The following is a 15,977-nucleotide window of genomic DNA, read 5'->3' on the forward strand; positions in this document are numbered from 1 at the left end:
TCTTTAGTTTTTTATTATGGTGGGGGCACTTATCGCCCCTCGACCTTAACTAGTATACCATATCATTTTTATGTGTCAAGAAAAAAACTTGACAGACTTAAAATTTCTACAAAAAAAGTTAGAGTCAAACTCTAACTTCCTTTTCGACTATTTCTTAGTTGTAGTCTTGTGATTTTTTTCATAAGCTACCTTTGCTTCAGCATATTCAGCTTCTAAACCCTTAGCAGCTGCCTTCGACACTTTCTCGTAAGTATCACGACTGGTCAACTTGCCATCCTCGTTGTAGGTAGAAACAACCAAGGTATCTTTATTTACAGTATAAGACTTGGTGCGTTTCCCTTTACGGTAGAGTCGATAGTTATCTACATTATCCGAAATATAGTAATCTACTAGATTCTTATCTGCATTTGGATAAAGTTGCGAGACAACTTTAGTCAACTCACGCTTAAATTCTGAAACTTCTTTAGTATAGGTAATCGATTTATTCCACTGATCAACAACTTGATATTCCTTCAAATAATCTGAAGCTGTAAAAGTAGGCTGATCCTCCTCACCTTTTTTATAAAAGTAAGAATGTGTTTGTAAATTATTAGACTGATCAACTTTAAGGAAAGAGACGTAAATTTCATCTTTATCTTCATGTTCTTTCAGAGCATTGGTTAACTTTCCAGAATTTTCGTCCAATACCTTAGACGATTTTAATTCCCAAGTCCCCTCAATGTTCCCCGAAGCATTACGCCAAAAACCGTATACACCACCAACAAGCAACATCAAAACAACAGCAACAAGACTAGAAATCAAGGCTCCTTTGCCCCAATTTTTGGCCTTTTGCGATTTTTGATTAGCGTTTTGAATCGTTTCTAGAAGACGAACCTGACTTTCCAATCTCTTTTCTAGTCTGGCAACTGTCTGTTCTTCCTTAGATTTAGCTTTAGCAGCTAATTTTTCAGCCTTTTTCTTATCACGAGTAGCTTGACGAGCAAGCTTCTTAGCTGCTTTTTCTTCCTTATGATCAAGTTTTGTCAAATCCTCAGACAATCCAAGATGCTGTGCTTGGTTACTGAAAACTGGAATAGATTGATTAGGCTCACTCGAGGTATTAACAGAATGATTTTCTGCATCTGGACGGGTTGGCGCATAACTTGCCAAACGCTCCTTAGCCTCTGCGACGCGTTTGCGTTGTTCCTCTTCTTTTTGAATATCCTCAGCCTGGCGGCCCGACTGAATGGTTCTTACTTGACCAACAGTCTCTTGAGATAGGGCCTTTCTCTTTTCTTGAGCCACATTTGCCATAGCCTCTTGCGCGTTGTCACGCTCTTTCTGAGACTGGGCTAGTGCTCTGGCAGTTGCGGTTCCTTCTTCAAACTGTTGGTCAGCTGAAGACTCTCCTTGATCAGCTACTTGGTGAGCCTCTGCACCTTCAGAGAGAACAAACTCTCCTCGTTCCAAGGCTTCTTTAAAGTCGATTGGTCTTGGTTTTCGGCCATTCACGGCCTCAAAGTACTCTAACCATTCGTCTTTCAACATAATAAATCCCCCTGAATTAAAAAACACATGATTAACTTCCCTATTTTACCATACTTTTTAACATAAAAATAGGGATTAACAAGAATTCTAAAAATTCTTATTAAATCCCCATTAATCTTCTTTTGGTGTAATAGACAATAATTGGACAAAACGGTGTTGTGCTGATTCCGTTTCAAGCGTGACATTATCGTATCTAAAGAGAATCTCTTCGATATTTGCCAAGCCCAATCCTCGACCTGTTCCTTTTGTTGAAAATCCTCTTTGTTTCAAAGGAGCTACATCAATAGAAGCTTCCTTAGTTGAATTCTCAACAACAATAACGGATTGATTTTCCATCTTAAAGATAGCGATAGATAATTTTGGTTCATCTGCTAATACAGTAGCTTCTATAGCATTATCACAAAGAATGGATATGATTGTAATCAAGTCGAGTGGACGCATATCTGTGAAGAAGACGCCCTCTTCAACCTCAACATGACATTGAATACCTTTATCAAAAGCTTCGGCTACTTTAGATGACAACAGACTCTTAAGCGGCATGTTGGTCACACGAGTTAATTTTGCCAAATCAAACTTTTGCTGCTTCAAATCTGATGCCGAATCTTTCAAGACACTATCATAAATCATCTTGATTTGGTCGATGTCTTTCATCTGAATGGCTTCATTAAGCGAAATCATAACATTAGTATAGTCGTGACGGAAACTGCGTAACGTTTCGTAAAGACTTTCGACTTGTTCAGAATACTTCTCTAGGTCATCCAAGTGACGACGATTTTCTTTTCTTCGCTCATTTTCAAAGTACTCATCTGCGTATCTATTGACACTGTAAACAGCATAAAGAATCGCTATATAGCCAATCAAGGTTATAATATGGCCAGCATAGTACAAATCAAAGAAACGCGAAGCCACAACTACGGAATAGTTCATAATCACATAACTAATCAAAACAAAGTTAGTGAAAAACATTATCCGACCAAATTTGCGATCTCGCTCCAAAACCCTCAAATATTTAAAATCAATATTAAGAAGTTTGGAAAGAGCGACAAATGTTGGAATAATTAAAAGGTCAAAGAAAATGAAATAAAGATAACTTTTGTTAAGGAAATCCGATGTGATACCAAATCCCGGCATCAAAAAGTAGGCATAACCATTAAAAATCAAAAGATAAAGAACAAGAGGATAGAAAGCATAAAATGCCAACATATTGGTGGTTCTTTCCTTGCCATAGAAATAAGCATAGAAAAGAAGGTAGAACGGTGTCATAAAGGACAAACCGACATTATATGACATCCCCAGTATCCCCCCTATACATTCAACTAAGAACGCAATAGGAAGAATCATACGTGGTATCTTGACCAAGCTGGTCTTTTCGTAAATCCACTGTATGACGATGAAATGCAAAAGATATTCTAATGCAATTTGCAAATTGAGCATCATTTAATGGTTAGCCACCTCCTTCTAGTAATCTTAAATAAGCAGTAAAAAGCCACATTACTATTTTATCACACTTCCTGCTATTATATGAGATAAAATTAAATAATTATCTCGAATTTCAGAAAACTTTCAATAATGATTAGAGAAGAAGGGGAAAATCTGAGCCTTAACGATTTTTCAATCGTTCCAAAAGTTCCTTTTTACGTGTCCGCGAGAGGAGGCATGACTCGTCTCCCTCAAAGAAGACCATATTAGCCGTACGATCCACACTTGTCACATTACTCACATTGACAACAAAAGAGCGATGCGTTTGGAAGAAAATATCATCCAATTTCGCTACTTCTGCAATTTTTCCATAGAATTCTACTAGATTTGACTTGGTGTGAGCAATCAACTTATGTGGCACAGGGGCTGTTTCAATGTATAAAATGTCATCATAAGGAATATTAACATCATTTTTATCCGTTTTTACCGTCAGACTCTGTGCCTTGGTTTCTTGCTCAACCTGCGAATACGCAAAATCTAAAAGTTCTACCAAGGCTCTCTTAAGATCTGCATCTTCCATGGATTTATCAACAAAGTCCAGAGCTTGAATCTTATAACGGAAGGTCAAGGGCATAAACTCAGAGTAGGCTGTAACAAAAGCGATTTGTGCTTTCAAGTCTTCCTTACGGATTTCAAGCCCAATATCTAGTCCCTGCTTCGTTTGATTTTTAAGGTCAATATCCAAAAGATAAACCATGGATTTACCCGAACCTCTATCAGCATCTAACAATTCCTGACCTTGCTCATAAAAGGTAATCCCATCAACAACGGCCTTCGACTCCTCAACTGCTTCGTCCAATAAACGACTAACACGATGACGCTGCAAGGCATCATCTTCAAGGACGATAATAGAAAGCATCTTATTTCCCTCTTTCTTTCTAATATACTTTAATATACCTATTTAACATTTTATCATAATTAATCGGATAATATTCCTTTTTGTACAGCATAAAGTCTTTTTAACTTACCTCATTTCATTTATAAAACAATTGTTATCTCCCTGTCACTTTATCTTCATTTTTAGATGTTATCATGAGAACTGTTTTTGTTTTATATTAAAAAGGAGAAAGTTATGTTACGTTCTTTTAAAACGCAAGGGACTAAGACAAAGACCATCTTAACCCTTGCAACTGTTGGTATCATTAGTGCTTTTCTTGTGGGAAGTCCTCAGCATGCCTCTGCGGATCAAACCTATGTTTCAGATCCTAACCAGGCTATGACATTTTCTGAACTTGAAACAACTACAAATACCAATACCATCACTCAAACAGGTGTATCTAGTGAAACACCTACTACTGTGACTACTGTGTCACATACCTCTGTAGATGATCTTCATACACATGAAAATGACTATGAACAAACGCCCACAAATACTCCGACTTTTGAGGAATTGAAACAAGATAGTCAAACAGCTAGCAGTACTGTCGACAGCCAGACTGGTAGCAAAACCTATGGGACTAGAATTCCGACAAATACAGATAGCAATCATAAGGCTGTAGAAAATCACTCTGAACCAAAGACCGAAACTGTCGCTCAAGCACAAACCTGGTCAAAAGATGGTGCTACATGGGTATCAACAGAAATTAATAATGGTAACGTTCATAAGATTCTATCTACTTATATTCCAAAACCATTAACACCTTCTACAAAGCCCACGACAACAGCTACAACAAAACCTAAACAATCAACTCCTGCTGTTAGTCAACCTAAAAAACCAGCCACAGTCGCTAACAAACCTACAACATCTACAACTCAACCTAAGAAACCAACAACTGTTGTAAACAAGCCAGCGCCTTCTACAACGACACAACCTAAGAAGCCAACAACGACTGTCACTAAACCTACAGCTCCTAAAGCTACTCCTATCCAACCTGCTAAACCAGTGGACCGAATTGCTCAAGTATGGCAAAAGAATAACGAACTGGTAAAAGAGAATTACGACACTCCTCACTGGTCAAGTAAGGAAGCAACAGTCTTCATCAATGCTAAAAATCCTGAAATCGTGAATGCCTACAAACAAGCTATCACTTCTTGGAATAACACTGGTGCCTTTAATTTCTTGCTCACTAACGATAAACAAAAAGCTAACATCATTGCTGATGAACGTTATGAAGGTAATGTAGCAGCTCCTCTTGGGGTTACCTACTCTACTTACTACCTCCCAACTAAGCAATATAGTAATGCTACTGTTTACTTGAACACCTTCCATGTTCAAAACAATTATTATCAAAAGAATGGTGGAAAACTCCTTAACACTGCGCAACACGAATTAGGCCACTCAATTGGACTTGAGCACAACAGTGCTGTTGCCTCTGTAATGGAACCTAAAGGTGGTAAGACAAGTATCCAACCAGTTGATATTAACAATGTTAAGAAGCTCTATAGCAAGATTTAAGTTCTTACACCATCACTATAATTTATAAGCAGACCTATCAGGTTCTGTTTTTTTTTATACAAGTGAGATGACCATTCAAGACCAGAAAATGACTGTTCATGATTTTTTCTTACATATTTTAAAGATATGTAAAGTTTTCTCCATTTTTTTTGGTAAAATAGAAAATGTAAAGAGAGACCGGATGAGTTAGAAAACTCAACTTTGTTAGTTTTTGCTCATTATTCTCATAAACAGAATAAAAATAGTCTAGGAACCCTTCTTAACATTTATACCTATCTTCCCCAAACACTTTTCCCCCATTCCTAGATTTCCAGATCTCTCCTAATAAAGAACGTCTAGCAACAGCAGCTAGGCGTTTTTTATTGTATCTAAAGCACATAGGCATTGGTATTAGCTTACTAGATTAGTAATCGTTCAAAATAATTCTCACAAAATTACCATTCAAGACCAGAAAATGACTGTTCATGATTTTTTCTTACATATTTTGAAAATATGTAAGTTTTCTCTGATTTTTTTTGGTACAATAGATAATGTAAAGAGAGACCTAATGAGTTATAGATAAGTATTTTATCATTTAAAACTTATTGTTCTCATAAACATTTTCTAAATAGTCTAGGAACCCTTCTTAACATTTATACCTATCTTCCCCAAACACTTTTCCCCATTCCTAGATTATCAGATCTCTCACAAGAAAATCGTCTAGCTCACCCGGCTAGGCCTTTTTTCTTTTTCTATACTTTTGCTATAATAGAGCCATACCGTTTGAAAGGAACTCATAAAATGACTATAGATCAGCAACTTCTTTGCTACAAACGTTTACCAAACTGGACAGCTACAACACTTCCGGAAATGGTGACGCAAAAACACAATACTAAGGCGGGAACTTGGGCTAAATTGACCATTCTATCGGGATCTCTTCACTTCTACGAATTAGACGAAGAGGGAGAGGTTACTGCAGAGCACCTCTTTACCTCCGAGACAGAGATTCCTTTTGTTGAACCACAAGCTTGGCATCGCATCGCAGCCGCTTCAGATGATTTGGAATGCTATCTTTCTTTTTACTGTAAACCTGAAGACTACATGGCTAAAAAGTATGATACTAAAGCCCATTCCGAGGTTCTTGAAGCAGTCCAATCTGGCCATATCAAACCTGGTCGCACCCTTGACCTAGGCTGTGGTCACGGTCGTAACGCTCTTTATTTGGCATCTCTTGGGCATGATGTTACAGCCGTTGATGTTAATAACGAAGCTACACAACGCATCCAAATGATTGCAGATGAGGAAAATTACAATGTTAGAGCTGGCTACTACGATATCAATGCTGCTGCTCTTCCTGAGTCTGAAACCTTTGATTTCATCCTCTCAACAGTAGTCTTTATGTTCCTTGATCCCGATCAAATTCCGGCTATTATCAAGAATATGCAAGAGCGTACTGTCGTAGGTGGTTACAATCTGATTGTTTGTGCCATGGATACTGAGGAACACCCTTGTACCATGCCTTTCCCATTTACGTTTGAAGAGGGAGAGTTGAAAAATTATTATAGTGACTGGGAGTTAGTCAAGTATAATGAAAATCTTGGTCACCTTCACCGTTTGGATGAATATGGCAATCCCATCGCCCTTCAATTTGCAACCATGTTAGCTAAGAAGGTTAAATAAGAGCGAATAACTGTAGACGAGCTGAGCACAGCTTGACTTGTCTTCAAAGTAAAAACTAGGAACCCAGTCGGGTTCCTAGTTTTTAATTGTTTACAATATCTGCATATCCTGATTTAAGGTCTGCATTCTCTGTTTCTTTGACATAATAGACACCACCATTGGTAGTTGGTGAATAAAGAACAAAGGGAGTTCCATCTTTTTTGATGGTAAAGAAATAACGGTGAACAGATACATTTTCCCATCTCTCGTAAACGGAAACAATGGTATACTCAGAACTGCTATTACCATTTGCAGCATAAGTAGCATCCACAGTCTGGTTATGGTCCGACATCCAACGGATAGGCAAGGAAGAGGCTTCATTAGTGATTTCTTTGTATCCAGGCTGATTCATCTGGTTACCCCAAGAAACCATCAAACTAGCAAGTTGACTAGCTTTGTCATTGGTCCAACGTGGATTTTCAGTATAGGCTTCCTTAGCATGGTTAGCATCAGGTGTGTCAATACTTGCACTGCTAGATTCACTTGTCTTCGGATTTTCGGCCAATGAAGTACTTGATGTGGCACTAGCCTTCTCTGTCGATGAAAATATCGAGCTAGCCACTGTGGCAGATGACTTGGTCTGTTTGACGTTCTTCATTGAACTAGAGACTAGAGTCAAGCCAATGCCAACTACGATTGCTACTAGAGCCCCCAGAAGAATATAGATATAATTATAATTTTTCGAGATTCCAATAAGGCCAGACTGATAAGCTAATTGTAATTCATCAGGTTTCGGTTTACGCCCCTGAACTTGCTCAAAACGACTTATCCATTCTGCTTCTGACAGCTTTCGCATAATTTTCCTCTTCTCTTTATCAATTATCTTCCATCCTATCATAGAACAGTGATGATGACAATAGTAGAGAGAACTTGAGGTTTACCTTCAAGCTACTATCCTTTATTTTCAAAATAACGACGAACAATCGGTGCCACTTCTTCACCATAAAGTTTAATAGCCTTTAGAACGTCTTCATGTGGCATAGAACCAATCGGGAGATGAAGCATGAAGCGATCTAGCTGTAAATCCTCAATAATACGAATGATTTTTTGAGCAACGTGAGCAGGGTCCCCAACGAACATGGCTCCGTTTGGTCCAACACTAGCATAGTACTGCTCTTTAGTCATTTCAGACCAGTGTGGGCGATCTTTAGCAATGTTATCTACCGTTTGTTTCGTTGGATAAAAATAATTCTCTATCGCTTGGAAATTATTTTCTTCAATCCAACCCCAAGAATGGGCAGCCACCTTAAGTTGTTCATCCGAATAACCATTTCGAGCACCGATTTCCTTATAAACCTCAACTAATTTTGCAAAGGCCTTTGGATTTCCTCCAATTGTAGCATAGGCAATTGGCAGACCTTTTTCCGCAATTTGAATGGTCGACTCAATGTGACCACCTGTCGCTACCCATAATGGAAAATCATCTTGGACTGCTCGCGGATACACAGGGCGATTGTCAACAGATTGAGTATGCTTACCTTGCCAAGTTAAATTCGTTTGCTTTTTCACTTCCAGAAGCATGTCTAGTTTTTCATTGAAAAGTTCATCATAGTCTGAAAGATCATAGCCAAAAAGTGGAAAACTCTCAACAAAAGAACCTCTACTCGCCATGATTTCTGCACGACCATTTGACAGAGCATCAATGGTTGCATACTGCTGATAGACACGAACCGGGTCAATAGACGACAAAATGGTTACTGCACTAGATAAACGAATCTTCTTGGTATTCACAGCACCTGCTGCAAGAACAATTTGCGGTGCCGATACCGCAAAGTCTTCACGGTGATGCTCTCCAATCGCATAAATGTCTAGTCCAACTTGATCCGCCAATTCAATTTCTTCAACGAGGTCTCTAATACGTTGGTCATGAGAGATAGCTTTTCCAGTTGATTCTAGGAGGGTTGTCTCTCCAAAAGTTGAAATGCCAAGTTCAATCGTCATAAATCTTTCCTCCAGTAATTCTTTTATTTGTTATGAGAGTATATTATAACTAGTTAGTGATAATTGCAAATAAAAAAAACTAAGACTCTATTTTCCAAGAAAGGCTAATAGGGTTAGGCAGAAAAGGAGAACTAAAACACCCATGACCACTAGGAGACTAAGCTTATAGCCTAGGGGATTTCTAGGATTTAAACTAGTTCCAAGACCACTCCTACGAAGGACAAATAAGGGTTCTGAAGGAGATTTCTTAAGATTGTAGCCTAAGAGATACCTTAAGCAAAACAGAAAGAAGAGACTCATCCCTGGAAAAATGGCAACGGGAAGAATAATTCCCTGTGACAGACTAGTCATGATGGTAAGCATGATTTGTATCAACAAGAGAGCCCAAAACAAGTAATAAATGTAGGATTGCTTTTTCATTAATATGTACCTCTCAATCTAAGATAAGTATACTCCTCCTAGCTTCCCTTATCAAACCCATAACTCGCCTGACACCTTATTTTCTGCTACAATAGAAAGGAAAGATTCAAAAAAGGAAACTGTACACATGAAATTAATTTCTTGGAATATTGATTCCCTAAATGCCGCCCTTACTAGTGATTCTGCACGCGCTCAATTATCACGCGCTGTTATCGACACCTTGGTCGCTGAAAATGCAGATATCATTGCTATTCAAGAGACAAAACTGTCTGCTAAAGGTCCGACTAAAAAGCATTTGCAAATCTTGGAAGACTACTTCCCTGACTATGACAATACTTGGCGTTCATCTGTTGAACCTGCCCGTAAAGGTTATGCTGGAACCATGTTCTTGTATAAAAAAGAACTGAATCCAGTCATTACCTATCCTGAAATCGGAGCACCTTCAACCATGGACTGTGAAGGACGTATCATCACTCTCGAATTTGACAATTTCTTTGTGACACAGGTCTACACACCAAACGCTGGTGATGGCCTCAAACGTCTGCTTGAACGTCAAATCTGGGATGAAAAATATGCGGATTACCTAGCTGAATTGGACGCTCAGAAACCCGTTCTTGCGACTGGTGACTATAATGTTGCCCACAAGGAAATCGACTTGGCTAACCCTTCAAGTAATCGTCGTTCACCTGGTTTTACAGATGAAGAACGTGCTGGCTTCACTAACCTCCTTGCCAAAGGATTCACAGATACCTACCGTCACCTCAATGGCGACGTTACAGGAGCCTACACTTGGTGGGCTCAACGTAGCAAAACATCTAAAATCAACAATACAGGCTGGAGAATCGACTACTGGTTGACTTCAAATCGTATTGCCGATAAGGTCACAAAATCAGACATGATTGACTCTGGTGATCGCCAAGACCACACACCTATTGTCTTAGAGATTGATTTATAAAATAACTCTAGACCTAAATCACAAAAAGAGTAGACCTGCTACTCTTTTACTATGCCCAATTAAGGAGAAATGATGAAAACCAAACTTAATACCACTCAAAAGCTCGTTCTGTCAGCTATTATGATGGCTCTTTACATCGCTATCCTCTTTGTCTCTCAAGCCATTTCATTTGGTGCGGTTCAAATGCGTCTGGCTACCGCTTTATATGGATTAACCTACATCTTCCCGTTTTTGGTATTCCCAATTAGTCTGGCTAATGCCATCGCAAACTCTTTTGGAGGTTTGGGATTGATTGACGTGGTTGGTGGTTTCTGTGCTAGCTTTTTAACAACTGGTAGCATCTACCTCATCCGTAAAGCCAAGTTGTCAAGCTGGTTTATCGTACTCCCAATCCTACTCGTTCCATCCTTAGTGGTACCTATCTGGCTTAGCGCCTTACTTAAACTTCCTTATCTTGCTCTCGTTTTCAATTTGCTATTAGGACAATTAGTACCTTCAATCTTGGGAGCCGTCCTTGTAAGAGAGTTGTCCAAACGTGGATACAAAGACTGACAGACAAAAGTATCTCTGCAAATTGCAGAGATACTTTTTTAGTAATGATATGCTTTTTCGTAAGCTTCTTTTGGTGTCAGTTTGTCTCCAAAAATAAGTAAACGGTAGTCAACATTAGTAGGATCTTTTTGATAGTCATCAACCCAATCTTGATTCATTTCGAGATAAAGATTATAAGTTCCCAACTCAGTCGAAACAGTACCTATCTTGTAAAAATCTTTATAACGCTTTTGGTTATCCGTTTTTTTCAATTTTTCATATCGATAATAGGTTCTGGCAAAGTCCATGAATTGGAATTCTTTCTTATCTTTGCCAGAGCCCGTTGTTACTTCAATGGTACCTTTGTTATTTGTTAGGTGTAAATCATAAACATAGTCACCATGATTATCTTCATAGAAAATACCTGAGGTGTTATCCTCCTCATCATATAAGGTCTCAATATTTGCATACTTAGCAGCCTGCCAAGCAACAGGGACTCCTTCATATTCACCATCAATCTGTAAACCTAAAAGTGACCAATAATGACCGATATAGAAGGTATTAGACTTATTACGATCTGTCACCAGTTCACCTACCATCTTAAGGTTTTCAGCACCTAGACGATAAGGGTTAGATAGGTAACCAAAGACTGGGAAGAAATAAATGATGACTGTAAAGGTCAAGAGGGTCTTCATATTAATCTTATTGATTGCCCAGAAGAAATAAGCAGCTGAGAACAAGAGAGCGTAAGCAGCCCCGTAGCTAAACTTATGCGCGTGAGCAATCAAGAGCAGAATGAAGAAAATAGGTTGGATAGGACGAATCTTGTGATAGATGATAGAGAAAACGTCCTCCTTGTCTTCCTCAGATTTGAAAATCAAAGACAAGACAATGGTCAAGAGTACAAAGAAGGCACCAAAGCCGAAACCAACATCATTTGGACGGAAGAAGTAAGCCAAGATGGACATGTCCATTACCAATAGCCAGACAGATGCAAATTTGACTATGTTGTTACCAAATTTTGCAGCTGTTTGACTTGGTGCCTTCAAAGGTACCTCAAAAGCTTGTGCAAGTGCTCTTTCTTTGGCTTGGCGTTCGGCCTCTATTGCTGCTTTCATTTCCTTAGTACGGCGTTCCTTTTGGAACAAATGGGCAACCTTGGTCGGTTCATCTTGTCTCGACTTGGTAATGCTCAAAAAGAGCAAATATTGCATAGCAAAGATGAGAGCTGTGTTCCCACCGTATTCTAGGAAGGAACCATCCCAAATACTAGAAACAACTGCAAAAACGATATAACCTCCAATTGAGATCAAAACCGTCAGGAGCAAATGAATCCAACGATAGCGGTAAGTGTATTTATCAGTTGTATCTCGTCTCAAAAACGTGTCACGTGGGTAAAGATACCAGATAACGAAGATAAGTTCAATGGCTTGAACTGCTGTTAGAAAACCAACGTAGTTGAAGCCAAAAACGGCTGCTACCACATTGATGAGATAGGAAATAATAGCCAAAACTCGCAGACTGGTGCGCTTAGACAAAAGTCCAATACTCATCAGGGTAATAGTTGAGAAGGCGGAAAAACCAGCGCCCATCTTATTATCAAAGATAAACACATTGACAAAGGCAAAAATCAAGATTCCTAAAAGAGTTAAGACTTGTTTTTGCATTTCTTTTTTCTTTTCTTTCATATTTTCCCTCCTTATGGAAATGATAACGCTTCCGTATTCCTATTTTAACACAATTATACTATTTTTGTCAGATTTGAAAAGACATTCGGATAAACGAATGCCTTTTTCATTAATTATCCATTGCTTCAATCTTAAGGAAAACAAAATCTCCATCAAAGCGTTGAATATACTTTTGAAAGCCTAATAAACTAAAGGTTTCAATCTCATAACGGACCTGATCAACACCATCACTAGTGCTTTCCTCTAGCAATTTCAGTTTTGGAATATCAGACTCCAAGACATCACGGTAGAGACCTTTATACTCAAAGGTAATTCGAGCCCATTCGTTACCAGAAAGCATTGAGAAAGCTTGGTAGCGCACCTGCTCATCTGTAATGAGACGGGCTTGTTGTTCTGGACTGAGCGTGAAGGCGACGTCATTTTCAGATTTATGAATGGTCTGAAAACGATCGACACGGAAATAACGAATTTCAGAGAACTTGTAATCACAACTATAGTTCTCATCCAATTTGTAAGAAATACAGTAGAAATAGTGGTTGTCAAAAATGACTGAAATTGGAAAAACCTTATATTCCTCCACTTTTTCCCCTGGCTTACGGTAACTAAAAGACAAAGGACGTTGGTCCACAATGGCATCGAAAATGGCTGAAATAGCTGGTAAGAGTGACTTATCTTGATCCTGATAAATCTTAAGTTCTTGATAACTATCTAGTTCTAGCTCAGTCAATCGCTTGATACGTCTGCGCTCCTTGTCGTCTACAGCCCTCTCAACAAAGATGTTGATAATTTCTGCTACTTCATCCTTTCGAAGGGCACGACTCTCTAAAAGAATCTTAGATAGGATAACTGCCTGATTGTATTTAAGGTTACCATAGCCCTGTTCATACTGGGCATGATAGGAACCGTATTTTCTAGAATACTTAACCTTCATATTTGGACGTAACTCAGTCAAATTTTCCTTGAGTTCACTCACGTCCTCTTTAAGGGTACGCTCACTTATGCCAAAGCGAGCTAGGTAGTCCGTTTTTGAAATGTCATTTCCCTTTTCCAATTCGGACATAAAATACAAGAGACGTTTGGTTTTTGATGCTGTCATTATAAAATCCCCCTTTATAATCAAACCTCTTATTACTAAAAAATTGCTGTCTAGTTATTCATTATCATAGATAGTCATCCCTAGTAGCGACGAGCCACAGAATTATAGCTCAAATAATAGTCCTTTTTCTTTTCGTTATACTCAAAAGATAGTCTTAACAATTGTGCTTTCTCAATAGGACTATTCTGATCAGTGTAATCAAGATCAACTGACTTATGTATGATTCCTGATGAATGAACATTGATACTTCTCCAGGCCCTTTTTGCCTGAGAATGTTCCCTCACTACCTCAGACAAAGGTGTTGCTGGACCAAGATAATCTTGGTCTTTAGTGCGTAACCGGTTAAGCTGTTCTTCCGACCAATTACTACTATAATTATCAACTACCGTAACGCCATCAAGGGGATAAGTCGCTATTCCACCATCATAGACAAAGCGTCTCTTTTCGTCCTTCACAAAAGAGAGATTAATATACTCATTGCCATCTCCACGGTCATACCTCACCTTGAGACCACTAAACTCCATCTCGACATAATTACCCTTACCATGACTTTTAATAATCGAACGTAAGGTATCAGCCTTGGGTTTCAGATTTTTAAAATCTTCTTCCGTCCAGTTATAAATCGCAGACTCATCTTCGTAGTCTTTGGGATCATCGCTATCAGGTTTATCCTCATCAAGATCTGACTGAGATACCTGCTGAATCAACCTGTATTTTTTCATAGCCCCTCGATAGACAGAACCACCTAAAGTGGCAAAGAAGGATAGTCCAATCAAGCCAACCACGATTGCGGTGAAGAGAAATCTACCTAGCTTCTGTCCCATTCTAAAGAGAATGATAGCAAGGACAAAACATGCCACAATTACAGCCAGATACACAATTATCGGCTTATACTTCCAAGATAAGAAGACCGATTCCCAGCTCACACTTAAGAGTATCAGTGGTAGAGCAAGAGTCAAAAAGAAATGCCGCTTCTCAGCTTTTTCCTCCTGAAAAGCAGATTCAAACTCTGGCCCTTTATTACTAAAAGCCGACTCAAAAGCCTGATCACCATTCTTTAGATGATCATCACTTAAATAATGTTTACTCTCTTTATTAAACCTCTACTCCTCTAAATATTCTATATAACAATTTCCCAGTTTTTTCTATTGTAACAAATGAAAGCGTCATTTTCTACAAATATACTAAAAAAGCAACCTATCTTAGGTTGCTTAAAGGTTTAACATTAGTCATTCTCAATCTTTTCAGCTTCTGTACTGAATTTTTGTGCAATGGCTTCAAGAGCTAATTCGTCTGTATCTGGAAGAGTGATGGCATCATCAGAAATCTCATCAATATTTGCATAAAATTCAATATGATTCTTCAGATTTTGGAGATGAATTGGTGCATCACCACCGTATTCGCCATCGAGGTTAATCATCATACGATCATCACTTAAAGGCTCAATATACAGCGAGCTCGTTTTGATATAGGAAATTCTCTTGTCATAGATGTGTTTACCACCTTGGAGAATTTGACGAATGAGGTCAACCAATTCAAAGAGGTTAGCTGTCTTAACCATGATTAGAGTAAATTTACCATCATCCAGTTTAGCATCTGGGGCAATCGTTTCAAAGCCACCAACTGAATTGGTCAAGGCAACGAAAATCATGGAAAGACCACCTTCAAAAACATCCTCATCATGCGTAATACGAACAGGAACCTTCTTAACTTGTGGCAACAACTCTGCCCCCTTAACAAGGTAGGCCAAATAACCAAGTACTGTCTTTAAGCGACTAGGTACACTATAGGTTAGTTCCGTAAAGGAACCAGCAGCCGCAATATTGATGAAGTATTTGTCATCATAGGCACGGCCAATATCCATCTGAAGGGTCTGATTTTTAGCGATAACCTTGGCTGCTTCAACAGGATTTCCTCTTGGAATCTTCAAGGCGCGTGCAAAGTCATTTGTCGTTCCCGTTGGAATAACCGCCATTTGTGGGCGTTTTTTAAGCGGGGCAACCCCAGAAACAACCTCATTGATTGTACCATCGCCACCAGCAGCAATAACTAAGTCAAAGCCTGCTTTGGCCGCACGAGTGGCCTCATTTTTTGCTGAGTTCTCATCTGGTGTTGTTTGAAAGGCTGACGCTTCAAAGCCAGCACCTTCCAGAATATCCAAGACCTCGGCAACATTTTTTTTCATAATTTCTTGTCCAGATGTTGGATTATAAATTAAGCGGGCACGTTTTTGTTTCATATTGAACT

14 protein-coding genes are annotated in these 15,977 nt (G+C 38.8%); 4 read left to right on the forward strand and 10 right to left on the reverse strand.

Annotated features, from left to right (window positions below; genetic code table 11):
- Positions 1–147: 147 nt before the first annotated feature.
- The 3 genes from BSR19_RS07985 to BSR19_RS07995 all read right to left on the reverse strand — a co-directional run bounded on the left by BSR19_RS07985 (position 148) and on the right by BSR19_RS07995 (position 3,865).
- Entirely contained in the window at positions 148–1,527 is a 1,380-nt protein-coding gene (locus BSR19_RS07985) for a hypothetical protein (RefSeq protein ID WP_022496805.1), read from the reverse strand.
- 111 nt (positions 1,528–1,638) lie between these two features.
- Positions 1,639–2,817, reverse strand: coding sequence for a sensor histidine kinase (locus BSR19_RS07990; RefSeq protein ID WP_002884300.1), 1,179 nt, complete (start codon positions 2,815–2,817; stop codon positions 1,639–1,641).
- Positions 2,818–3,127: 310 nt separating this feature from the next.
- Entirely contained in the window at positions 3,128–3,865 is a 738-nt protein-coding gene (locus BSR19_RS07995; RefSeq protein ID WP_022496803.1) for a LytR/AlgR family response regulator transcription factor, read from the reverse strand.
- Positions 3,866–4,078: 213 nt separating this feature from the next.
- Here BSR19_RS07995 and BSR19_RS08000 point away from each other — a divergent pair, with 213 nt between their 5' ends.
- Together BSR19_RS08000 and tehB are read left to right on the forward strand one after the other, a co-directional pair.
- Positions 4,079–5,401 (forward strand): matrixin family metalloprotease, encoded by a 1,323-nt coding sequence (locus BSR19_RS08000; RefSeq protein WP_156246971.1) that lies wholly within the window; start codon positions 4,079–4,081, stop codon positions 5,399–5,401.
- A 780-nt stretch (positions 5,402–6,181) separates the two neighbouring features.
- Entirely contained in the window at positions 6,182–7,060 is an 879-nt protein-coding gene (gene tehB / locus BSR19_RS08005; RefSeq protein ID WP_156246972.1) for an SAM-dependent methyltransferase TehB, read from the forward strand.
- A gap of 82 nt (positions 7,061–7,142) precedes the next feature.
- Here tehB and BSR19_RS08010 read toward each other — a convergent pair whose 3' ends face one another.
- From BSR19_RS08010 to BSR19_RS08020, 3 genes are all read right to left on the reverse strand, one after another.
- Positions 7,143–7,895 carry a DUF4767 domain-containing protein gene (locus BSR19_RS08010; RefSeq protein ID WP_139724548.1) on the reverse strand — a complete coding sequence of 251 codons (753 nt, stop codon included), beginning with the start codon at positions 7,893–7,895 and terminating at the stop codon, positions 7,143–7,145.
- A gap of 95 nt (positions 7,896–7,990) precedes the next feature.
- Entirely contained in the window at positions 7,991–9,040 is a 1,050-nt protein-coding gene (locus BSR19_RS08015; protein ID WP_022496799.1) for an LLM class flavin-dependent oxidoreductase, read from the reverse strand.
- Positions 9,041–9,127: 87 nt separating this feature from the next.
- On the reverse strand, positions 9,128–9,460 hold the full coding sequence (locus BSR19_RS08020) for a hypothetical protein (protein WP_156246973.1): 333 nt from the start codon (positions 9,458–9,460) through the stop codon (positions 9,128–9,130).
- Positions 9,461–9,587: 127 nt separating this feature from the next.
- On the opposite strand from BSR19_RS08020, the gene BSR19_RS08025 reads away from it, so the two are divergent.
- Together BSR19_RS08025 and BSR19_RS08030 are read left to right on the forward strand one after the other, a co-directional pair.
- The gene (locus tag BSR19_RS08025; protein WP_002884246.1) at positions 9,588–10,415 is read left to right on the forward strand and encodes an exodeoxyribonuclease III; all 828 of its coding nucleotides are present in this window, start codon (positions 9,588–9,590) and stop codon (positions 10,413–10,415) included.
- 72 nt (positions 10,416–10,487) lie between these two features.
- Positions 10,488–10,967 (forward strand): QueT transporter family protein, encoded by a 480-nt coding sequence (locus BSR19_RS08030; protein WP_156246974.1) that lies wholly within the window; start codon positions 10,488–10,490, stop codon positions 10,965–10,967.
- Positions 10,968–11,005: 38 nt separating this feature from the next.
- Here the strand turns inward: BSR19_RS08030 and BSR19_RS08035 are convergent, their stop codons facing one another.
- From BSR19_RS08035 to BSR19_RS08050, 4 genes are all read right to left on the reverse strand, one after another.
- On the reverse strand, positions 11,006–12,634 hold the full coding sequence (locus tag BSR19_RS08035) for a hypothetical protein (RefSeq protein WP_156246975.1): 1,629 nt from the start codon (positions 12,632–12,634) through the stop codon (positions 11,006–11,008).
- 109 nt (positions 12,635–12,743) lie between these two features.
- Positions 12,744–13,730 (reverse strand): helix-turn-helix transcriptional regulator, encoded by a 987-nt coding sequence (locus BSR19_RS08040; protein WP_156246976.1) that lies wholly within the window; start codon positions 13,728–13,730, stop codon positions 12,744–12,746.
- Positions 13,731–13,810: 80 nt separating this feature from the next.
- Entirely contained in the window at positions 13,811–14,656 is an 846-nt protein-coding gene (locus BSR19_RS08045; protein ID WP_231605961.1) for an energy-coupling factor transporter transmembrane protein EcfT, read from the reverse strand.
- Positions 14,657–14,955: 299 nt separating this feature from the next.
- The gene (locus BSR19_RS08050; protein ID WP_073689611.1) at positions 14,956–15,969 is read right to left on the reverse strand and encodes a diacylglycerol kinase; all 1,014 of its coding nucleotides are present in this window, start codon (positions 15,967–15,969) and stop codon (positions 14,956–14,958) included.
- Between the last annotated feature and the right edge of the window lie 8 nt (positions 15,970–15,977).

The sequence above is a fragment of the Streptococcus salivarius genome, assembly GCF_009738225.1.
In the GTDB taxonomy this organism is placed as follows: Bacteria; Bacillota; Bacilli; order Lactobacillales; family Streptococcaceae; genus Streptococcus.

Coding starts and splice junctions, on each gene's coding strand:
- BSR19_RS08030 (WP_156246974.1), top strand. CDS start 10,488: ATGAAAACCAAACTTAATACCACTCAAAAGCTCGTTCTGTCAGCTATT.
- tehB (WP_156246972.1), top strand. CDS start 6,182: ATGACTATAGATCAGCAACTTCTTTGCTACAAACGTTTACCAAACTGG.
- BSR19_RS08035 (WP_156246975.1), bottom strand. CDS start 12,634: ATGAAAGAAAAGAAAAAAGAAATGCAAAAACAAGTCTTAACTCTTTTA.
- BSR19_RS07990 (WP_002884300.1), bottom strand. CDS start 2,817: ATGTCATATAATGTCGGTTTGTCCTTTATGACACCGTTCTACCTTCTT.
- BSR19_RS08000 (WP_156246971.1), top strand. CDS start 4,079: ATGTTACGTTCTTTTAAAACGCAAGGGACTAAGACAAAGACCATCTTA.
- BSR19_RS08050 (WP_073689611.1), bottom strand. CDS start 15,969: ATGAAACAAAAACGTGCCCGCTTAATTTATAATCCAACATCTGGACAA.
- BSR19_RS08025 (WP_002884246.1), top strand. CDS start 9,588: ATGAAATTAATTTCTTGGAATATTGATTCCCTAAATGCCGCCCTTACT.
- BSR19_RS07995 (WP_022496803.1), bottom strand. CDS start 3,865: ATGCTTTCTATTATCGTCCTTGAAGATGATGCCTTGCAGCGTCATCGT.
- BSR19_RS08020 (WP_156246973.1), bottom strand. CDS start 9,460: ATGAAAAAGCAATCCTACATTTATTACTTGTTTTGGGCTCTCTTGTTG.
- BSR19_RS08010 (WP_139724548.1), bottom strand. CDS start 7,895: ATGCGAAAGCTGTCAGAAGCAGAATGGATAAGTCGTTTTGAGCAAGTT.
- BSR19_RS07985 (WP_022496805.1), bottom strand. CDS start 1,527: ATGTTGAAAGACGAATGGTTAGAGTACTTTGAGGCCGTGAATGGCCGA.
- BSR19_RS08015 (WP_022496799.1), bottom strand. CDS start 9,040: ATGACGATTGAACTTGGCATTTCAACTTTTGGAGAGACAACCCTCCTA.
- BSR19_RS08040 (WP_156246976.1), bottom strand. CDS start 13,730: ATGACAGCATCAAAAACCAAACGTCTCTTGTATTTTATGTCCGAATTG.